13 protein-coding genes are annotated in these 19,694 nt (G+C 40.0%); 8 read left to right on the plus strand and 5 right to left on the minus strand.

What is annotated here, in order from left to right:
• Positions 1–9: 9 nt before the first annotated feature.
• Entirely contained in the window at positions 10–1,260 is a 1,251-nt protein-coding gene (locus DI077_RS04865) for a hybrid sensor histidine kinase/response regulator (protein ID WP_109018593.1), read from the plus strand.
• Here DI077_RS04865 and DI077_RS04870 read toward each other — a convergent pair.
• A complete protein-coding gene (locus tag DI077_RS04870) occupies positions 1,257–1,802 on the minus strand; it encodes a chemotaxis protein CheD (RefSeq protein WP_109018592.1) in 546 nt (181 codons plus the stop codon). The genes DI077_RS04865 and DI077_RS04870 overlap by 4 nt on opposite strands.
• Before the next feature lie 20 nt (positions 1,803–1,822).
• Here DI077_RS04870 and DI077_RS04875 point away from each other — a divergent pair, with 20 nt between their 5' ends.
• Positions 1,823–3,748 carry a hybrid sensor histidine kinase/response regulator gene (locus DI077_RS04875; protein WP_109018591.1) on the plus strand — a complete coding sequence of 642 codons (1,926 nt, stop codon included), beginning with the start codon at positions 1,823–1,825 and terminating at the stop codon, positions 3,746–3,748.
• A 27-nt stretch (positions 3,749–3,775) separates the two neighbouring features.
• Complete coding sequence (locus DI077_RS04880) at positions 3,776–6,028, plus strand: ATP-binding protein (RefSeq protein ID WP_109018590.1); 2,253 nt, start codon at positions 3,776–3,778, stop codon at positions 6,026–6,028.
• Between the two features lie 17 nt (positions 6,029–6,045).
• Here the strand turns inward: DI077_RS04880 and DI077_RS04885 are convergent, their stop codons facing one another.
• Both DI077_RS04885 and DI077_RS04890 read right to left on the minus strand, forming a co-directional pair.
• The gene (locus DI077_RS04885) at positions 6,046–7,998 is read right to left on the minus strand and encodes a SpoIIE family protein phosphatase (protein ID WP_109018589.1); all 1,953 of its coding nucleotides are present in this window, start codon (positions 7,996–7,998) and stop codon (positions 6,046–6,048) included.
• 6 nt (positions 7,999–8,004) lie between these two features.
• Positions 8,005–9,414, minus strand: coding sequence for a TPM domain-containing protein (locus tag DI077_RS04890; RefSeq protein ID WP_167837067.1), 1,410 nt, complete (start codon positions 9,412–9,414; stop codon positions 8,005–8,007).
• A 135-nt stretch (positions 9,415–9,549) separates the two neighbouring features.
• On the opposite strand from DI077_RS04890, the gene DI077_RS04895 reads away from it, so the two are divergent.
• Both DI077_RS04895 and DI077_RS04900 read left to right on the plus strand, forming a co-directional pair.
• Positions 9,550–11,937, plus strand: a complete 2,388-nt coding sequence (locus DI077_RS04895) for an ATP-dependent Clp protease ATP-binding subunit (protein ID WP_109018588.1) — start codon at positions 9,550–9,552, stop codon at positions 11,935–11,937.
• A 35-nt stretch (positions 11,938–11,972) separates the two neighbouring features.
• On the plus strand, positions 11,973–12,803 hold the full coding sequence (locus tag DI077_RS04900; RefSeq protein ID WP_109018587.1) for an aldo/keto reductase: 831 nt from the start codon (positions 11,973–11,975) through the stop codon (positions 12,801–12,803).
• Between the two features lie 156 nt (positions 12,804–12,959).
• Here DI077_RS04900 and DI077_RS04905 read toward each other — a convergent pair whose 3' ends face one another.
• On the minus strand, positions 12,960–14,021 hold the full coding sequence (locus tag DI077_RS04905; protein ID WP_109018586.1) for a hypothetical protein: 1,062 nt from the start codon (positions 14,019–14,021) through the stop codon (positions 12,960–12,962).
• A 21-nt stretch (positions 14,022–14,042) separates the two neighbouring features.
• Between DI077_RS04905 and DI077_RS04910 the strand changes: the two genes are divergently transcribed.
• Together DI077_RS04910 and DI077_RS04915 are read left to right on the plus strand one after the other, a co-directional pair.
• Positions 14,043–16,598, plus strand: a complete 2,556-nt coding sequence (locus DI077_RS04910; protein ID WP_109018585.1) for an ATP-binding protein — start codon at positions 14,043–14,045, stop codon at positions 16,596–16,598.
• Positions 16,588–17,070, plus strand: a complete 483-nt coding sequence (locus tag DI077_RS04915) for a response regulator (RefSeq protein WP_109018584.1) — start codon at positions 16,588–16,590, stop codon at positions 17,068–17,070. Before DI077_RS04910 ends, DI077_RS04915 begins: the two co-directional genes overlap by 11 nt.
• Positions 17,071–17,175: 105 nt before the next feature.
• On the opposite strand, the gene recA is transcribed toward DI077_RS04915, so the two are convergent.
• Positions 17,176–18,327: a recombinase RecA gene (gene recA, locus DI077_RS04920; protein WP_109018583.1), complete on the minus strand. Its 1,152-nt coding sequence runs from the start codon at positions 18,325–18,327 to the stop codon at positions 17,176–17,178.
• Between the two features lie 312 nt (positions 18,328–18,639).
• On the opposite strand from recA, the gene xerA reads away from it, so the two are divergent.
• A complete protein-coding gene (gene xerA, locus DI077_RS04925; RefSeq protein ID WP_109018582.1) occupies positions 18,640–19,575 on the plus strand; it encodes a site-specific tyrosine recombinase/integron integrase in 936 nt (311 codons plus the stop codon).
• Positions 19,576–19,694 lie beyond the last annotated feature (119 nt).

Below are 19,694 nucleotides of genomic sequence, written 5' to 3' on the forward strand. Positions count from 1 at the left end.
GCAAAACATTTGGGCGGAAATGGAAAAAAAATCCTCTTTGTCGATGACGACGAATCAAGTATTGATTTGATCCGATCGACTTTATTCGGATCCGATATTCCTGTCGAATTTGTTCCGAATGGAGTTAGTGCATTAGAAAAACTAAGGCATGATTTTTTTTCCGTAGTCGTAATCAAGTTGAACATTTCCGGATCGGAGAATCTGGATTTGATCAATCGCTTGAATGCTCTTTCCGGTAATCATATAATTCTTGTTAGCTTTATGCCTGGCGAAATTAATGCTGCTATCGATCTATTGCAATCCGGAGTTTATGATTATATCCAAAAACCGTATGGTTCTATAGAGTTTATTCATCGTATCCGAAAGGCAATTGAAGCTTCCGAGTTCCGATCCATTAAAAATAAATCGAAAACGGAAAAACAGAAACAAGCGCGAAAACATTCGGATTTGAATATAAGGAAGGAAAAAATCATCAACGGATCATCCGATGATTTTTCTGATGATCAGTTGATAGGAAACATCCGCACGTCTCTTAGTCAGGGGGCGGGATTCGGTGCTCTGGTAAGTCTGATTAAAAGGATAGAGAAAAAAGCAAAACGGGAAGGGGACGATTATATTATCGATTCCTCTTTGATGGAATCTTTGTTTGAAAACGGACAAGCTGCAAAACGTGTGATCAACTTGTTTGAAGAGATGGAAAACATAAGATCAAATGACCTATCCGAAGAACTTCTTTCCTTGTCCGATTTATATCAAACTCTTGAAGGGATTTTAGAATCGCAACGTGAGTTGATAGATCTTCAAAATCATTCGGTGGTCCTTGGAAAAAATGTAATCGAAGAACAGAATGTATTTATCAGCGGAGAGCCGGGATACTTGCGAAAAGCATTCGAAGAATTATTATTAAACGCACTTAAATTTTCCATACCAAACGCGAGGATTTATATCAATTTGAGCAAATCTCCCAAATCGATGAAGATTGATTTTCTGAATCCTCCGAACCTGGATCAGTACGGAAATTACGGTATTCCTGAGTCCTGTGAAAGTTTGATTTTTGAACCTTTTTTTCGTATGTCCAAATTAGTTTATGAAAGATACCCGACTCTTGATTTCGGTTTGGGTCTAACCTATGTTGATAAAGTAATCCGAAAGCACAATGGGCAAATCAGATCCTACTTGGCGAAAAACCAATTGGATGATTTAGACGCGTCCGATTTTGTGCACTTTGAAGTGGATATTCCTACAGTTGTGCTGGTTTAAAAGGTGAAAATGGTTGATTTTTTCACCATTCTTTCCCTGACTTTGGATTCGAAATGTAATTCTTGTGTTTGAACTTCCATCACCAAATTAGGCTGGATTTTAGTGATGAAAACGTCGTATGAATCTGTATGGAAGCTGAGTTTACGGTATTGGTCTCCGCCGATATCTTGGCTTAGGATAGGTATTTTTTCAGTTGATAAAAATTCTTTTACAAATTGAATGTTTTTTTCGCCGGCCTTGTTTGTTGTTAAACGACTTGATTGACTGCCGCCGAAGATTTTTGCTTTCAATTGAGTTCTTGGAATTCCATGTTTAACAAATTCATTGATCATAAGTTCCATAGAAGTGATTCCATACCGAAGACTTTGTTTTTCCTCTTTGGCGTCGAGAGTGCCGGGAAGCAAAATATGATTGATGGCGGAAAAACCGTTGTCGGTTTGAAAAAGACAAACGGAAACGCAAGAACCCAGAATCGTTCTGATTTCAAAATGACCCGATGTAAAAAAGGCTTCTCCGATATTCAGGTATACTTTTTGTTTCATAAACTTACAGATCTTAACTAATGAACCCTAACAGAAAGATACAAGTCCTAGTAATCGAAGATTCTAAAGCTGCTTACGGTTCGATACTCTCCAATCTTAAAGAAGGTGGTTGGGATGTCTATTCGGAAAGAGTGGAATGGAAAAAGGAATTGGAAGAAGCTCTTCCTAAGAGAAACTGGGACATCGTTATTTCCGATTATTATCTACCGGATTTCGATGGAAAAACTGCAATAGAATTGGTTCGGGAAAAATTTCCCGACCTACCTGTGATTTTAATTACCGAGTTCATCGGAGAAGAAATGGCTACCGAGATGTTTCGCATCGGTGCCAGCGATTTTATACCAAAATCAAGAATAGAAAAACTAACATATGTCGTAGCGAGGGAATTCGAAAGCCATCAAGCCAAAAGACAACAAAAAAAAGCATGGGAAATGTTAGTGCATGGAGAAGAGATGCTTACCCGTTCTCAAGCTCTCGCCAAACTCGGACATTTCGAAATACTATATCCCGAACGTAGGATCTTATGGTCTTTGGAAACCTATAAGATATTAGGTTATCCTTACGGAGAGATGCCTTCGGAGGAAAAGTTCTTCAATCGTGTGCACGAGGCGGATCGGGCCAATCTGGAAAACCTTTGGGAAAATGCACGAACGGAAGATAAACAATTCGATATCGAATTACGGTTGAGGTTGCCCAGCTCTTCCAAATTTGTCCGATTGACTTTGGAATGTGAGCACCTATCCAATGGTAAATCGAGATATTTCGGAACTTTGCATGATACTTCCAGTTATAATTCCTTGGAATCCGCAATCCGTCATAATGCGCAATTATTCAAAGGCATTTTCAATAACTCTTCTCAAATCATCATCTTACTCGATTTAGAGGGTCACATCCTTAAAATGAACCGCACATCGGTTGCACTTCTCGAAAGAGAAGAAAGGGACATTCAGGGTTTACATATTATTTCCTCTTTGTTTTCTCAGTCGCTTTCCGAAGTGAAACGAATTCTTGATCAAGGAATTGTTCGCGCAACAAAAATGGAATCAACCGAGGTGTTCGCAACTTATACGGCACCTTCCGGAAGAGTTATATTTTTGGATTGTGATATTTCCACCGTAGCCGATCCGTCAGGCGAAGTCATGTATCTTGTTTTTGAAGGAAAAGATATTACGGAAAAGATCGAATTGGAAAGAGCTTACGGTCAAGCTCAGAAAATGGAAGCGTTGGGAACCTTTGCCGGCGGAATTGCACACGACTTCAACAATTTACTAACACCTATGTTTAACTTTGTCAGTTTTCTGCTTTCCGATTGGGAAGTTTTACGTTCCGATCCGGACAAAAAGAAAACCTTTTTCGCGTTAGATGGTATGATGAAGGCCTTGGAACGTGCAAAGTCTTTGACAGGTCAGATTCTTGATTTTTCAAAAAAAGATGCGGTGACTCTTACGAATATAGATTTGCACGCTTCGTTGGAAAGTATTCTGAATGAACTTCAAAAAGGAAAACCTTTCTTTGGTAAACTGATTATAGATTTCGATCCAGGCAAAGCACAGATACAAGCGGATTCAACTTACTTATATCAAATTTTTTCCAATCTATATGAGAATGCTTTGTTTGCTATTGCCGAAGTTGAAAATCCTAAAATCTCTCTTATAACCAGAAGGATTTGGATCGGAGAATCTCATTTACGTAATTATCCTTTTTTAAAACAGACTTATTATTGGGAGGTTGAATTCACGGACAATGGTTCCGGAATTCCTCCGGAAGTAATGAGCCGGATATTTGAACCGTTTTTCACTACGAAAGGTAGGAAGGGAACAGGTCTGGGACTTCCTATCATCTATGGGATCATGAGACGTATGGGCGGACTTATCACGGTGAAATCGGATCCGGGAAGTCGTACTTCTTTCTACTGCTATTTTCCTGCTTGGGATGTATTAGAATAGAATCCTAGTTGGCAAGTTTCTAAAAGAATGTTATCATTGTTAAAGAGCATTCATGATATCACTCGGGTTTATAAAATGAAATTTTGGATGTTTGTAAATAGAACAGCCGTTTATAAATTTGCATTGCAATTGGTTTTTGCTCTGTTTTTACTCTTAAGTTTCGGAGTTGCTTGGAAAATATATACGATCCAAGCGGATGAAAAAGCAACCATCGCCAAACTCAGCTGGTCTCAAAATCTGGAAGATTATCTTTCCGCGCTAAAAGATGCAGAAACAAGTCAAAGAGGATACCTACTAACAGGCGATAGAGATTTTTTAGAGCCTTATTTTTATGCTATTTCCCAATTTCCTATTTTGGAAAAAGTTTTATTGGAACAAGCCGAAGAAAAATATAAAAAGGATCTGAGTTTGATTTTCGGTTTTTCGCTTAGGAAAAGAACCGAAATTCAAAATCGAATCGCCGAATTTGATCTTGGTCGTAAGGATTTGGCTTTTAACGCCGTTCGTTCGAAAGTAGGCAAAAATCTAATGGATGAAATTCGCATTAGAATTGCCAAACTCAGAAAAGACAAATCAATCGCTGAAAAGGCAGAGAGACTGCAAAAAGAAAAAGAAAATACCGCATTATTTACTTTTTGTCTGATCGGCTTTGTCGTGATATCCGGTCTTATCGTTTGGATGATTTTATTGATTTCCCGAAATGCCAAAGTCGAATCGGAAAGAAATGAGATCAATTCCCGTTTTCTGGAAATTGATGATTTGTATCAAAATTCTCCGGTAGGATTTCATTCCCTTGATAGTGATGGCAAGTTTTTGAAGATGAACGATACCGCCTTGCGTTGGTTAGGATATACGAGAGAAGAAGTCATTGGCAAAAAATCCGTTTTTGATGTTCTTGCGAAAGGTAGCGATGAGATTTTTAGAAAAGAGTTTCCTGCTTTTAAAGAAAGAGGACATATCAATGAGATTAAAGTTCAATTTGTAAAGAGAAACGGTGAGATCATGGATATTATATTATCCGCAACTGCGATCAAAGATGCCGAAGGTAAAATGCTTTTGAGCCGTTCCTCATTTATCGATAATACGAAATCATCGGAATACGAAAGAGAGTTGGTCAAAGCAAAGAAGAAAGCGGAAGAGGCAAGCCAGGCCAAATCCGAATTTTTATCCAGCATGAGTCATGAATTGAGAACCCCACTTAATGCTGTGATCGGGCTTACCATTCTATTATTGGAAGAAAATCCGAAACCGGAACAAATTGAAAATCTAAATAATCTCAAGTTTTCCAGTGAGACATTATTGTCTTTGATCAATGATATTCTTGATTTTAGTAAAATTGAAGAGAGAAGAATCAGTCTTGAATCGATAGTTTTCAGAATTGATTCTCTCCTCGGTTCCGTTTTCAAATCTTTCGATCTAAAGGCTAAGGAAAAATTGCTCAAACTTGTTACGCATGTGGACGCAAATTTCCCAAGTACTGTCAAAGCTGATCCCACTCGATTGCTTCAGATTCTGAACAATCTATTGTCCAATGCGATTAAATTTACCCGTGAGGGAGAAATTTCCGTTAACGCGAAATTGATTTCTCAAACTGACACAAGTTATTTGATTCAGTTGCAGATTCAAGACACGGGAATCGGAATCCCCGAAGAAAAATTGCAATTGATTTTTGATAAATTCATGCAAGTGAGTGGCGATACAACCAGAAGATTCGGTGGGTCCGGACTCGGTCTTGCCATTTCGAAAGGGCTTTTGGATCTAATGGGTGGAACGATTGAAGTAAAAAGCTTGTTAGGTGTGGGAACAACATTTACAGTTACCTTACCTGTTGAAAAAACTTTGGAAACCATCGATACGGATGTGAATTTGGAACAGATAGATTATACTACCTTACGAGGATCCAGGATTCTGATTGCAGATGATATTCTGATTAATCGGGAAATTGTGGCTCGATTTTTAACCAAATGGGGTGTTGAAATCGGACACGCGGTGGATGGGATTGATGTATTGGATCAATTGAAGTTAAATCATTATGATGTGATTCTTATGGACTTACATATGCCCGATATGGACGGATATCAGGCAACTCAGGTGATTCGAAAGGGAGATATTGTTCCTGATAAAAAAGATATTCCTATCATCGCTTTGACGGCTTCCGCACAATTGGAGACTCAGGAAAAAATAAAAGAGGTCGGCATGAATGATTATATAGCAAAACCTTTTTTACCGAAAGAACTTTATACCAAACTAAAAATTCAGATTAGAAAAAACAATTCCTGATAATTTTATTATAAAATTCATTTTTTCGTAAGATTTAAGGCAAGTATCGTTATATCATCTTCGGCCCGTTTGAATTTTTGAAAACGCGAGACTTCGGATGTTATTTGATCGCATATCGTTTGCGGATCGAGATTTCCCATTTTTTGCAGTATATCTATCAGTCCTTCTTCACCAAATAGAGTTCCAGTGGTAGGGTTTCTCGATTCCAAAATTCCATCCGTATATAAAATCAAAGTTCCTGATTCAGGCAAAGGTATTATTACTTCTTTGATTTCCAGGGGGATGTATTCCGTGATTGCTCTACCTTGAGAGTATATGTATTCATAATCTCCGTTTGGTTGCAGCAAAATCAAAGGATGGTGTCCTGCATTTACAAATTTCAGAATCTTCTTTTCCGGATGGATGTAAACAAATACGGCTGTTAGAAAATTTCCGGAAAGACTTTCCAAAAGAGAAAGTCTTATTTTCTGGGCGGCTAATGCCGGTTCATCCAATTGGTCCGCCCAGATCTGAAGCGAAACTTTTGTCATACTTGCAATGATAGCGGCAGGAATTCCGTGGCCTGATACGTCACAGAGAAATAATCCGAAACAATCTTCTTTTTCAATGATCTGAACAAAATCTCCCCCGATCTCGGAAGTGGGCATATAACGGAATCCGAGAGGATATCCTTTGATGGAAGTTCGTGCCTTAGGAAGCAAATCCTTTTGCAATTGTCTGGCTACTTTCAATTGAATGTCAATCTCACGTTTGCTTTCGGTATCCTTTCGAAGTTGTCTCACCTTTACCATTAACGCAGTAGCAAGTAAAAAGATTTCCAGCGCAGATCCCAGTGGTAATGAATACATGGCAAACAAAGTGGGTTGGATCAAACCTTGTACCGTCAAAGTATTGACAGAGGCTCCTAATAGGACGGAAGCCAATGCGAAAAAGAATAAGTAATTTTCTATGTTTCTTTTGTTTTCAAGGAGAGAATAAAAAGATATAAATAGTCCGAGTAAAATCGGAGCCATTACGATCAAAACAGCGATATGAATATAACTCCTCAAATCTATGAAAAAAACGGAAAAGACCATAATAAAACTGATGATCACCAAAACTTTAATCAACTTATAAATATTAGGTGATTTTTTGGGAATATTCAAAAATTCGGATGTGAATAATAATCCGAAAATGCAGCTAAAATAGATAGCTATCGGGAAAAGATAGTTTTTCCAGATATGAGAGTCTCCTATTTCCACATACTGCATAAATCCCGTGGAATATAGATTGATCAGTAAAATGGTAGAAAGATAGAAAAAATAAAAATAGAACTGTTTATAACGTAAGGAATATGCCAAAAACAAGCTATAGACAAACATAAGACCACCTGCACCGAAATAGGCGGCAAAAAGAATATCATTCTTTTTGGAATAGTTTAGAAAGGAGCGAGTATCATACAGTGATACGAAATTGAAAATAGGATTTGCAGATTCAATTTTTATAAAAACCGTAATTTCCTGTCCGGGGGAAAGATCAATGGGAAATGCGGACAAGTGCGAATAGATTGGTTTGTCTTTCTGTAAAACCTGCTCGCCTGAGTTCATCCGTATCCATTTTCCATGATACGGATAATATAATTCAAAAAAATCCACCACAGGACTGGAAAAGATCAAATAAAAAGTATGAGGCAAAGTTCCTTTATAACTGAGATTGAGTTTGAACCAAACAGGCTTTGTTTCTTTAGAGAAAGAAACGGTTTTGCCCGGATTCTTTTGCCAAACAGTATCCGCTTTCCGTATATTTTCAAGAGAGGAATTTTCCTTCGGAGGGATAGTGTATTCCAGATATTCCCCGATATGGACGTATCTGCTTTCTTCATAGACTGAAATGGTTTCTCCGAGTGTAGGCAAGGAAGAGAGAAAATAAATAACTATGATTACAAAATTCGACTTACTTAAGTTAGATGGTATCGAGAGTAAATTTCCCATGTAAAATCAGTAAGAAGAGCCGGCTCCTCCCCCTCCCGAACTACCCCCTCCCCAGGAACCTCCGGATCCTCTGCTGGAATAACCGGAACTGGAACTACCCGAAGAAGATCTGGTTAATTTTGCGGTATGAACTTCTCTATTTTCGGTAAGCTTGCAATGCGCGCATTCATAATGATGAATTTCCAAACCACCCGAGTCGTAATCCGCTTTTCTTTTTACTGTAATGGAAATGCGGCGGAATGTTTGAAAATGACATTTTTTACAAGTCGAGGCTGGCGAACTTCCCGAATACTTTTCTTTGATATGGATATCGCACCCTTTGCAATGCCAAATATCATAATCAACGGAATAGATTTTTTCTTCACTAATTTCTCCCGCACTTAAATAGGCATTGTCTTTTGTTTCATTTAACTTTTGCATTTTTTGGGAACAGACAGGGCAGGTTCTGGGATTGTTTCTCAATCTGTTTTCTATTTTTCTATTTACGAAATACAAGATAAGTCCGATGGGAATCAGGTTCAATATGGAAAAGAAAGTGTCGGATTCCGAGAGTTCTGTCGGTAAAATACTGAAACCGGCGATTATTCCTGAAATCCAACTGAGGTATTTTCCAAAATACGAATATACTTTATAAATGGATTGGTTCCCGAAAGGGAGAATCGATAAGAATCCGCCAAACAAAAACCAAACGGCGATTGCCGCCAAAGATAGAAAAAAAACAACGAATTCTTTGAAACTTTGCTTTGGTTCGAATAACATTCGTTTAAAGATACCCATTCCGTTATGCTCTGCGGACATGTTAGTTTCCATAGTTTGAATGTAATGGGAGATAGGTTGGTCTATATAAGGAAAAATTTCTTCTTTTTCTTCCACTAGGTCAGACAAACCTATCTCAGGATTCTGAATTCCCCTTTGGATACCGCGGAGCCCCTTTACTATTCCTAAAGAAAAATTTTCTCCTTTAAATTCGGGGATTACCAATTCGTCCAATATCCTTTTGCATTTAATATCAGTTAGTATGGACTCCATTCCATATCCGGTTTCGATCTCAAGTCTTCTTTGGTCTACCACATGAAGAAATAAGACTCCGTTGTCTTTGCCCTTTTTGCCGATTCCCCAGGCTTCGAAGAGGGCAGTCGCGAATTCTTTCGGAGAATAATCACCTACACTTGGTAATACGACAATTGCGATCTCCGCCTGAGTTTCCGATTCCGTTCGAGAGATTCTCTCGTTCAGTTCCGAGATAGCACCGGAATCATTTAAATACCCTACTTGGTCCAAAACCCATCCGTTGGCAAGCCTCGGGTTGGGAAGTCTGGAAATTTGCTCTGCCAGTGAGTCCGCAAAAAGGGGGTGTGAGAACGCGACAAATATCAATACGGAACGAAAGAGATTCGAAAAACAAATACTCGACATTGTTCTTGGATGCTGTCCTGTTTCACTCCTATGGAAAGATTTTTTCCTGATTTTCTTTGATTTCTTTACAGTTTGAAAAATGATTTGATGGATTAGCAGTCTAATGCTTAGAGTGCTAATCAGAGGGCTACTTCCATGAAACAGTTTGATTCGATTGTGCAAGGGGCTTTGGACATCGCCCAAACCGAGGCGATCCGTAGAAAAAATCCGGAGATCACACCCGCACATTTAATTTGGGGATTTTTGTCCCACCCGAGCTCTCATTCGGGCAAAGCTTTGGCAAAACACAAAGCTGCAGTAGAGACCAGTTTGAATAAATTACCTAAGATTGCGGGAGAGGTAGGATTTGAAAACCTGCGAACTTCTCCTCAGCTTTCTCAATGGATGACAATGGCCGGTTCGCGAGCCGCCGAGAACGGTAGGGAAGAATTACGCGAAGCCGATTTTTTAAAATTTTTACCCAATATTTTACCTGAGTTGAAAATCGATTATAACGATTTGAATGTAAAGGAGACTGATGAAGAGTTTCCGAATTTTTTAATCAACCTCAACGAACAGGCGAAAGCTGGTAAATTGGATCCGGTAATCGGTCGTACCAAAGAAATCCGTTCTGTGATGGAGATTTTGGGAAGGCGATCAAAAAACAACCCGGTGTTAGTTGGTTCTGCCGGAGTAGGTAAAACTGCGATCGTAGAAGGACTTGCGGAACAAATCGTAAAGGGAAAGGTTCCCGATGTTCTTCGAGGGAAAACAGTGTATTCTCTGGATATGGGACAACTCATGGCCGGCACGAAGTACAGGGGAGATTTTGAAGAAAAACTGCAACATCTGCTTCGTTTCGTAAAATCCCAGGCCGGAGAAGCGATTTTGTTTATAGATGAAATCCATCAGCTGGTAGGTGCCGGTAGAACGGAAGGCGCGATGGATGCGGCAAATCTGCTCAAGCCTGCATTGGCTCGTGGCGACTTACATTGTATAGGTGCAACGACTCCGGAAGAATTTCAAAAATATATATTGGGAGATGCGGCGTTGGAACGTAGATTCCGTTCCGTACCTGTATCCGAACCGTCAAAAGAAGACGCGATAGAAATTTTGATGGGAATCCGGGATAAGTTTGAGATCCATCACGGAATCAAAATCTCTGATGATGCGATCTACGCTTCCGTGTTTTTATCAGACCAGTATTTGACGGATAAAAATCTTCCCGATAAGGCAATTGATCTTGTAGACGAAGCTGCTTCTGCATTGAAGTTATCTGCGGAAGCAATGCCTGCTCATTTGGCGGAGTTGGAAAGTGAGATTCGCTCCAAAAAGATATATGCCCAAGTAGAAAAGAAAAACGATGAAATCTTGAAAGAGATTGAGGAATTGGAAAAAAAATTCTCTCAGGAAAAATCGGTCTGGGAAAAAGAAGTAGGTGCCTTGAAACAAATGGCTTCCGTAAAAAATAAAATGGATCGTGTAAAGTTCGATTTGGAAGCGGCTCAGACCAGAGCTGACTATACGGAAGCTTCCCGATTGAAGTATGCCGTATTGCCCGAGTTAGAGAAGGAACTCGCAACTTTTCAGAACAATTGGATCTTGGGAAGATCGCATATAGGTTCCGTGATTTCCCGCCAAACAGGGATTCCTGTGGAGAAGATATTGAAAACCAAGCAGGAAAATATCCTGGAATTGGAAAATCATTTGAAATCCTCCGTTTTCGGGCAAGAGGAAGCTTTGAAAGAAATTGCCGAATCGCTTCTCACAAGTTATGCGGGGATTTCCGCTGAGAACAGACCTCTGGGCTCTTTTTTACTAAAAGGACCTACCGGAGTGGGAAAAACCGAAACAGCGAAGGCACTTGCCAAATATCTATTTGATAATGAATCCAATATGATTCGTTTGGATTTGTCCGAGTTTTCTGAGAAACATTCCGTTTCAAAACTCATCGGCGCTCCTGCCGGTTATGTCGGTTATGAGGAAGGTGGAATTTTAACTGAGGCGGTTCGAAGAAGACCTTATTCGGTGATTCTCTTTGATGAGATTGAAAAAGCGCATCCTGACTTTGCGGATATACTTTTGCAGATTTTGGATGATGGAAGGCTTACGGACAACAAAGGTAGGACAATTAACTTTAAAAATACGATCGTTTTATTGACTACCAATTCCAGAGACATCTATAGTGATTTCAAACCTGAAGTTTTGGGAAGGTTGGATGCCATTCTGACTTACAAATCGATTGATTCTTCCGTTATGGAAAGACTGATCGATAAACAATTAAAACTTCTCAATGAAAGATTGAAGGTGAAGGGAATTGTTATCGAACTTTCAGAAAGTACGGAAAGGGCTCTAACCGAACAAGGATACGATCCTAAATTCGGAGCTAGGCCTTTGAATCAAGTATTCAATCGATTGGTTAATCGTCCTCTTTCCAAGGAAATCCTTGCAGGAACTTTGAGCGAAGGTGTTTATCGAGGGGATTGGAACGGGATCGAAGTTCGATTTGAAAAGCTACGGGAGTCAAAATTGGTAGAAATTTGATTTCCTTTCTTTTGGAATAGGGCTGTAATGGAAACATGACAGCCCTAGCCAATTTGCAATCCAGAATTCCTACCAATCAATCCGTTTCCGTTCCAGTGTTCGGGCTGGGGGTTTGGAAATCAAAACCAAAAGAATGTTATGCGGCCGTAATTTCCGCTTTGGAAGTAGGTTATCGTCATATAGATACCGCTGCCATTTACGGAAATGAGTCGGAAGTTGGCCAGGCGATCCGAGATTCCAAAATACCACGCTCCGAAATTTTTCTGGTAACTAAACTTTGGAATGCGGATCAAGGCTATGATTCCGCCTTGAAAGCAATCGATCGTTCTTTGGAGAACTTGAACACAGATTATGTGGATATGTATCTGATTCATTTTCCTGTGACTGAAAAAAGAAATGAGTCCTGGAAAGCTTTGGAAGAAATTAAAAAATCAGGGAAAGCAAAATCCATCGGAGTGAGTAATTTTATGATTCCCCATTTGGAGGAATTGTTAAAGGAGGCTTCCATTGTTCCCGCAATGAATCAGGTGGAGTATCATCCGTTTCTAAATAACAACGAATTGTTTCATTATTGTGAGAGTAAAGGCATTCTTGTAGAAGCGTATAGTCCTTTGGCCCACGGCAAAAAGATAGACGATGAGCGGGTTGCGATTCTTGCTAAAAAGTATAACAAGACGAATGCGCAAATTTTACTTCGTTGGGGTTTGCAGAAAGGTATGGTATTGATACCGAAGTCTGTGAAGAAAGAAAGAATTCGGGAAAATGCAGACGTATTCGATTTTCAAATCAACGAAGCGGATATGATGGAAATCGAAACTTGGGATGAGGATTATCGAACTTGTTGGGATCCGACAACGGTGGAGTAGGGGTTGGTTTTTTGGAATACTCTCCCCGCCCTGATTGATGGGTGGGGTACCAGACCCGCCACCCAATGTCTTCCTTCTATCACATCACCTTCCCTTTGTAAAGTGATCCTGTTTTTTCCTGAAATTTTATTTAAATAAGTTCGCCTTTTTGCCTTCTTATTTCTTTCGAATTACAAATAATACCGATTGTTTTTTATCTTTTCCACCTAGCACTCCGTAACCGAAAGGAAAGGGAAGCGGTTCTGGATTTGCTTTGGAAAGTTCCAAGATTTCTTTTTGTTCTTCCGGTTTGACCGCACCGGAAAGATTCCAGGATTTCGTATAATGTCCATATAAGGATTTTTCCCATTCTGAGGAAGGAAAAAGCCGCAAAGGAAATCCGGAATCATCCTGCACAATTAAGTTTGTGCGTTCTAAAAGTAAGTCTCTGAATTTAGCTCTTTTTTCTCCGTGAAATAAGTATTCGGCTGACTTGGTAAAAACAGCAATATTTCCAAGTTCCGTAAAATATTCATAAAGACCGTCTCCCGGTAATCCCTCATTCCCTGTTAGGAAAATTTTCCAGTAGGTGAGGGTTTGTTTCTTCTTTAAACCTGGATCATAAATTTCAATTGTGAATCCTTTCCAAGTCCCTGTTCCAGAAACGATCGTTTCTTCTTTGGTATCGAGGATTTCTTTCCCCAGTCTTCTTAGGAAAGCCACAAAAACAGGGTAGGCCCCGGACAAAGCCGGCCTTTTTGTTTCTTCTTTCATCTTGCGGTAAGTAAAATAATTTCGACCGGCAAGATGAGATGATAAATTTCTGATCCCGGAGAGAATGATTTTCTTTTCCGAATCCGATTTGGAATCCCAATCAAAGGGATAACCGGGATCTTCCAAACCAAATAACACGTAACGGTTGGCTTCCGGGAAGAATGAAAAAAGGTTCAGCACGTCAATCCCGCTAAAAGGATAAAGAATGGTGTTCTTGTTTGAGGCAAGAGCCTCTTCTTTTCGAAAGTTTTGAATTTTTTCCTTTGTTTCCCCCATAATTTTCCAAGAAATATCCATTTCTGTGCTATGATCTTGGGATAATGAAGTGGGTGTTTTGCCCGACCAGATATCATAAGTTTGTCGGTTACGGACGGAATCAGCCGAAGGTTTGATTTCCATTCCGCTGCAAGAAATTAGAAAATTAATATATACAAACAAGTGTAATGAAATAAGTTTTTTCGTCATACCTAACCAAGGAAGGATCTTATGATCTCTGATATATCTTCCAATCCGGAGTCGTTGAAAATCCGACTCAGCGAGCGAAACAAAAGGATCGAAGAATATCTAAGATTTCTTGATGAAGGTCCGCTGGGAAAAGAAGCTAAATTTAAAGAGTTTCATACCACGCTGGAAAAACTCATTTTTGCCAAGGAAGAGCTGGAAGAAGCTTGGGACGGAACCCCGATTCCTTCCTTTATCCTGGACAAAGATTTAAAGATCCTCAGATGCAACCAAATCGCAGCACAGCTTTTTCAAAAATCCTTTTTCGAACTGAAAGGGGAGGTTTTCCCTTATTTATTTTGGAAAGATGAAATCTGGCAAGAGGAAGCACTTGTTCTTTCTCAGGCGAAAGAATATTCCTGTTTCCCTGCAGTGCTTTCCCGGTTGCCGGGTTCTTTTCATATCATTTCCAAACCCTTGGAAAAGGAAGGAGTGGAAAAAAGAGTTTTATATATCATCGATTTGGAAGCTCTTCTGCTTCCTTCCCATTTTGCTTCCACACGTGAAGTTTCGAATATACAGAACATAGATGAAGATAGGCTTTTGCTTGCTTTGGAAGGAGGCAAAAACGGTGTTTGGGATTTTTATCTGACCGAAGGAAAAGCATACTTTAGTCCGCAATACGCTCGTATTTTAGGATTCGATCCTGATAAATTCCCGAACAATTTTTCTCATTGGGAAACTCTTGTACATTGGGAAGACAAAGAAAAAATCAGAAGCCTGATCCAAGATTATATCAATGGAACCATCGAGTCTCATGACTTGGAACTGCGAATGTATTCTCTTACAGGAAAAACCGTTTGGGTTTGGAGTAGAGGAAAAGTGGTGAAAAGAGATGCGATGGGTTATGCGGAAAGAGTGGTTGGAACCCATTTGGATATTACCGAAAGGAAGAAGGCGGAGATTCGTACGGAGGCGGTTCTTGAGTTGAATCAGAGAACACTCGGGTTGGAATCGGAAGAAAGCATTGTTCTTTTGGGAATTCGATATGCAATGCAACTAACAGAAAGCGAGTGGGGGCTTGTTCGAATTCGAAAAAAAAGGGAAATCGAAAAAGAGGTCGGCTTATATACTTGTAAAGACGAAACATCATCCGTTTACCTTCCTTTGGAATCTCCTTTTAAGTTTCCTACATCAACCGGAATGCTTCAGCTGAATTTTACTTTGTCGGATGATGCCGACATAGAACTCACTCTTGCCAACAAAAGAACGGATTTCGAAAGCACCGATCATAAGGAAGTGCAACTTATTGGGAGTGAATTGTGTCAAGTTTTACTTCGCAAACGTACGGAAGGATTATTGCGAACCAGCGAATGGAATTTACAATCCATTGTCGAATGTTCTCCGAACGGAATTTTAATTTTACAAGATACGAAGATTTCTTTTTGCAATAGAAGTGCGGAAATATTTTTAGAAAAGAAAAAGTCGGAAATCATTAATGAAGAAATTTCCGATATACTGGGAATTATCTCCGGAGAGGATCCTTACGAATTGATTCGCAAGATTGCAGACGAAGATCAGACGATCACAGGTAGTTTGGTAGAGAAAAAAGTCGTCATTGCAAACGGGCGTAAAAAATGGCTCGGGTTTTGGGCGATCGAAATTATCTATAATGGACAAGTCGGATTTTTGGTATACTTGAATGATTTGTCAAAGACCAAAGAGACGGAAGGACAGCTTTTACAAAGTGAAAAGCTCGCCACCATAGGTCAATTAGCTGCCGGTGTGGCGCATGAAATCAATAACCCTATGGCGTTTATCCAAAGCAATTTGGATACTTTGAAAAGATACAATAAGAGTTTTGCCAATGTTTTAAAGTTGATTCGCGCTTCTATTTTTGATGGAAATTCATTGGGTTTAAATTCGGAAATCCTCAATCTTTGGAAACAGGAAGATTTGGATTTTTTATTGGAAGACACCGAGTCTATCTTGGATGAGTCGAAAGACGGATCGGATCGGGTCATCGAAATCGTAAAAAATATCAAAAGTTTCGCCCACTCAGATAAAGAAGACTGTTTGTCCAACTCGAATGTGAATGAATTGGTGCGTTCCGCGGTAAACCTAATTTTTAATAAAATCAAATATGAATCGGAGATCATATATTCGCTGCAGGAGGATTTACCTTTTATTTCATGCAGGCCTCAGGAATTGGGGCAGGTTCTGATTAACCTTCTTGCTAACGCAGGTCATGCGATTGAAGAGAAAAAAGAGAAAGGATTGTTTCCCGAAGGAATCAAAGAAAGACCCGGGAAAATCGAAATTTCTACAAATATAAAAAAAGCGATTTTCCCCAATGGTTCGGATGCGATCGAAATTGCATTTAAGGACAATGGAATCGGAATTTCGGAAGATGCTTTGTCCCGAATATTCGACCCTTTCTTTACTACGAAAGAAATAGGGGTGGGAACAGGTCTTGGTCTTTCCATCAGCATGGACATCATTCGAAAACACCAAGGGCTCATCAATGTAGAGAGTGTTAAGTGCCAGGGAACAACGTTTCATATTTATTTACCAATTACGGAGAGAAAAGATGACAAATGATATCAACGAAATTTTTGAAGCGGAACTTCAAAAATATCATCAGGGAAATATCAGCGGCAAAAATGAAAAAGTGATTAAGATCGTAATGGTAGATGATTTAAAATCCATTTCATCTTCCATGAAAAGAGAATTGATGTTTGTCGCAAAAAACTCGGACGGATATCGGTTTAATATTATCGATTTTCAAGATTCGGAAGTAGCGTTGAAATTTTTGGAAGCGAATCAACCTGATTTATTGATCTCCGATATTAAAATGCCTTTTCTCACCGGGGATAAGCTGGTAGAAGAAGTAAAAAAACGTTATCCCAATCTTCCTATTATCGTTGTTACAGGATATGCTACGAGAGATAACATTCTCTCCGTTTATAAATCGGATAAAAACAGTATCATTCTAACAAAACCATGGGAGCCCAAAAGATTGGTCCAGGCTCTCAATAAACTTTTGGGATTGGAGCTTTCTTGGCCGGAATAAAAAAACGGTTTGGATCGTCTGATAAAAAAAAGACCGGGGCTAACAGATTGTTAGCTCCGGTCAATGGTTCCTAAAAAGAAAGCCGTTAGCACTATAATAGGAAACTTACTCTCCTACTGCAACCTCGTCAAATTTTTCTGTGGAAAAACTGACCGGTTTTGATGGTTTTGTTTCCCTTTCAATGGATTTGACCTCTCTGGTTTGGATTTTGGAGGTTTCCACGAGAGGGAGACCGTTGAGATCCCGCACCTGGTTTTCTACCGTAAGCGCAATCTCCGGATTTTCCAAGAGATAATTGCGAACTTGTTCTTTTCCTTGGCCGATTTTTTCCGCACCGTGGGAATACCAAGACCCAGCCTTGGAAAAGATATCATGTTTTACCGCCAAGTCCACTAAGGCGCTTTCCCGGTTGATTCCGGTAGAATACATTATGTCGAATTCTGCCTGACGGAAAGGTGGCGCGCATTTGTTTTTCACAACTTTGACACGCACCCGGTTTCCAACCGGCTCCTCTTTTTCTTTGAGGGTTTCGATTCTGCGAATGTCCAATCGGATGGATGCATAGAATTTAAGTGCATTTCCACCAGTAGTTGTCTCGGGGCTACCGAACATAACTCCGATTTTCATTCGGATCTGGTTGATAAAAATCACCATAGTATTCGATTTTGAAATGGTTCCTGTCAATTTACGAAGTGCTTGGGACATGAGTCTGGCTTGGAGTCCCATATGAGAATCGCCCATATCTCCTTCGATCTCTGCTTTGGGAACAAGTGCTGCTACCGAGTCGATGACTATCAAGTCAATCGCATTGGAGCGTACAAGTGACTCGCAAATTTCAAGTGCTTCCTCTCCGTTGTCCGGTTGAGCTACTAAAAGATCGTCTACATTGACCCCTAATTTTTTGGCATAAGATGGATCTAGTGCGTGTTCTGCATCGATAAAAGCGGCAATCCCGCCTTTCTTTTGGGTTTGTGCAATGGCAGAAAGAGTGAGAGTTGTCTTTCCGGAAGATTCCGGACCGTAAATTTCAATGATACGTCCTACAGGGAATCCACCGATGCCGAGAGCGATGTCCAGATCAAGGGAACCGGAGGAGATGACAGTGGCTTCGGCCATGCGATTGTCTGCGCCAAGGCGCATAATGGAACCTTTTCCAAATTGTTTTTCAATTTGGCCGACTGCGGCATCAATTGCCTGTTTTCTTTGATCGGTTTCTTTTTCCGCTGCTTTCTCGGATTTTTCTTTTTTCGTGCTCATTTCAATCTCCTAAATTTCGGTGCTCCGAAAGACCTAGGTTTGCTTTCTTAAGGATTGGTCCCAAAAAAACTGCCAACAGCCAAATTAATTTCCCTTGGTTTCTTAGCCAAATGCTCTAGTCCAAGAGTTCTAGTCTTTTTCTCTTCCGGTCTGGTTTGATTATGTCAGATTACCCGGACAAAACGGATGAATCGAAAGTTTTTTTTCGAATTATGTCCTTTTTTCTCAAAACCAAAGCTATTTAGGAAGTAAGTACCTGTATAGTAAAAATTTCGGGAGCCTAGTTAAAAAAATCACCGATAAGTGTAAAGTATGGTCACTGCCAATCTAGAAGTCCCGCTCCCGGAACACGCCTCCCCTGAAATGTCGGAATTCTTCAGAAGTTACCGAACTTACCTAAAGATAGAAAAAAATTACTCCGAACACACGTTATTTGCTTATCTCAGGGATTTGAAATTCTTTTTCGAATTTTGTTTGAAAGAGGAAATCGACTTTCTTTCCATCGATGTTTTGGATGTTCGTGCTTATTTTGCCGACTTAAAGGCGACAAAGAAACTAGATAAAAGAACGCAAAGCCGTAAACTTTCTTCCTTGCGCACTTTTTATAAATTTCTATTCCGCGAAGAAAAGATCGGGGCCAATCCCATACTCTCCGTTAGTTTCCCGAAAACAAAAAAGAAACTTCCTAAAAATTTCAACCCGATCGAAACCGAAGAGGTTCTGGAATTCAATGATGCCGAAAAACCCACAACTCTGGGAAAAAGAGACAAAGCGATCGTCGAAATTCTTTATTCCACAGGGCTACGGGTGTTCGAACTCGTAGGTGCCAAGTTAAGCGATCTCAACGAGGAGTTAACAAGCCTTAAAGTGATGGGAAAGCGTAAAAAAGAAAGATTCGTATTTATCGGAGAGGAGGCGCGTGTGGCTCTGCAAGAGTATTTGGAAGAAAGAGGAAATGCGAAAGCGGAAGAAATTTTTCTCAACCAAAGAGGCGGCAAACTTACCACCCGGGGAATCCGATACATTCTGGCAGAGAGAAGATCTCTTATGGGAATGGAAAAACCGATCACTCCTCACAAATTCAGACATACATTCGCAACTGATCTTTTGAACGCAGGCGCCGATATTCGTGCCGTTCAGGAACTACTCGGTCATTCTTCCCTGTCTTCCACACAAGTTTATTTAAGCGTTTCCCAGGATCGCCTAAAGGAAGTTTATCGGAACGCCCACCCGCACGCAAAGAAGTAAACGCTTCGCTTGCCACGCTCTTTTTCGCGGAACATCCTGTTCCGACGAAAAAGCTCCGGCATCCCTGCCTCCGCCACCGCCGGAAGCATCTCACTTGCTTTTAAGAATAGAATAGTAGT

This window comes from Leptospira kobayashii, assembly GCF_003114835.2.
Taxonomy (GTDB): domain Bacteria; phylum Spirochaetota; class Leptospiria; order Leptospirales; family Leptospiraceae; genus Leptospira_A; species Leptospira_A kobayashii.

Excerpts from the sequence above, each read along its gene's own strand:
- DI077_RS04880 (WP_109018590.1), top strand. The coding sequence starts at position 3,776 with ATGTTATCATTGTTAAAGAGCATTCATGATATCACTCGGGTTTATAAA.
- DI077_RS04885 (WP_109018589.1), bottom strand. The coding sequence starts at position 7,998 with ATGGGAAATTTACTCTCGATACCATCTAACTTAAGTAAGTCGAATTTT.
- DI077_RS04870 (WP_109018592.1), bottom strand. The coding sequence starts at position 1,802 with ATGAAACAAAAAGTATACCTGAATATCGGAGAAGCCTTTTTTACATCG.
- DI077_RS04910 (WP_109018585.1), top strand. The coding sequence starts at position 14,043 with ATGATCTCTGATATATCTTCCAATCCGGAGTCGTTGAAAATCCGACTC.
- DI077_RS04895 (WP_109018588.1), top strand. The coding sequence starts at position 9,550 with ATGAAACAGTTTGATTCGATTGTGCAAGGGGCTTTGGACATCGCCCAA.
- DI077_RS04890 (WP_167837067.1), bottom strand. The coding sequence starts at position 9,414 with ATGTCGAGTATTTGTTTTTCGAATCTCTTTCGTTCCGTATTGATATTT.
- DI077_RS04905 (WP_109018586.1), bottom strand. The coding sequence starts at position 14,021 with ATGACGAAAAAACTTATTTCATTACACTTGTTTGTATATATTAATTTT.
- DI077_RS04875 (WP_109018591.1), top strand. The coding sequence starts at position 1,823 with ATGAACCCTAACAGAAAGATACAAGTCCTAGTAATCGAAGATTCTAAA.
- xerA (WP_109018582.1), top strand. The coding sequence starts at position 18,640 with ATGGTCACTGCCAATCTAGAAGTCCCGCTCCCGGAACACGCCTCCCCT.
- recA (WP_109018583.1), bottom strand. The coding sequence starts at position 18,327 with ATGAGCACGAAAAAAGAAAAATCCGAGAAAGCAGCGGAAAAAGAAACC.
- DI077_RS04915 (WP_109018584.1), top strand. The coding sequence starts at position 16,588 with ATGACAAATGATATCAACGAAATTTTTGAAGCGGAACTTCAAAAATAT.
- DI077_RS04900 (WP_109018587.1), top strand. The coding sequence starts at position 11,973 with ATGACAGCCCTAGCCAATTTGCAATCCAGAATTCCTACCAATCAATCC.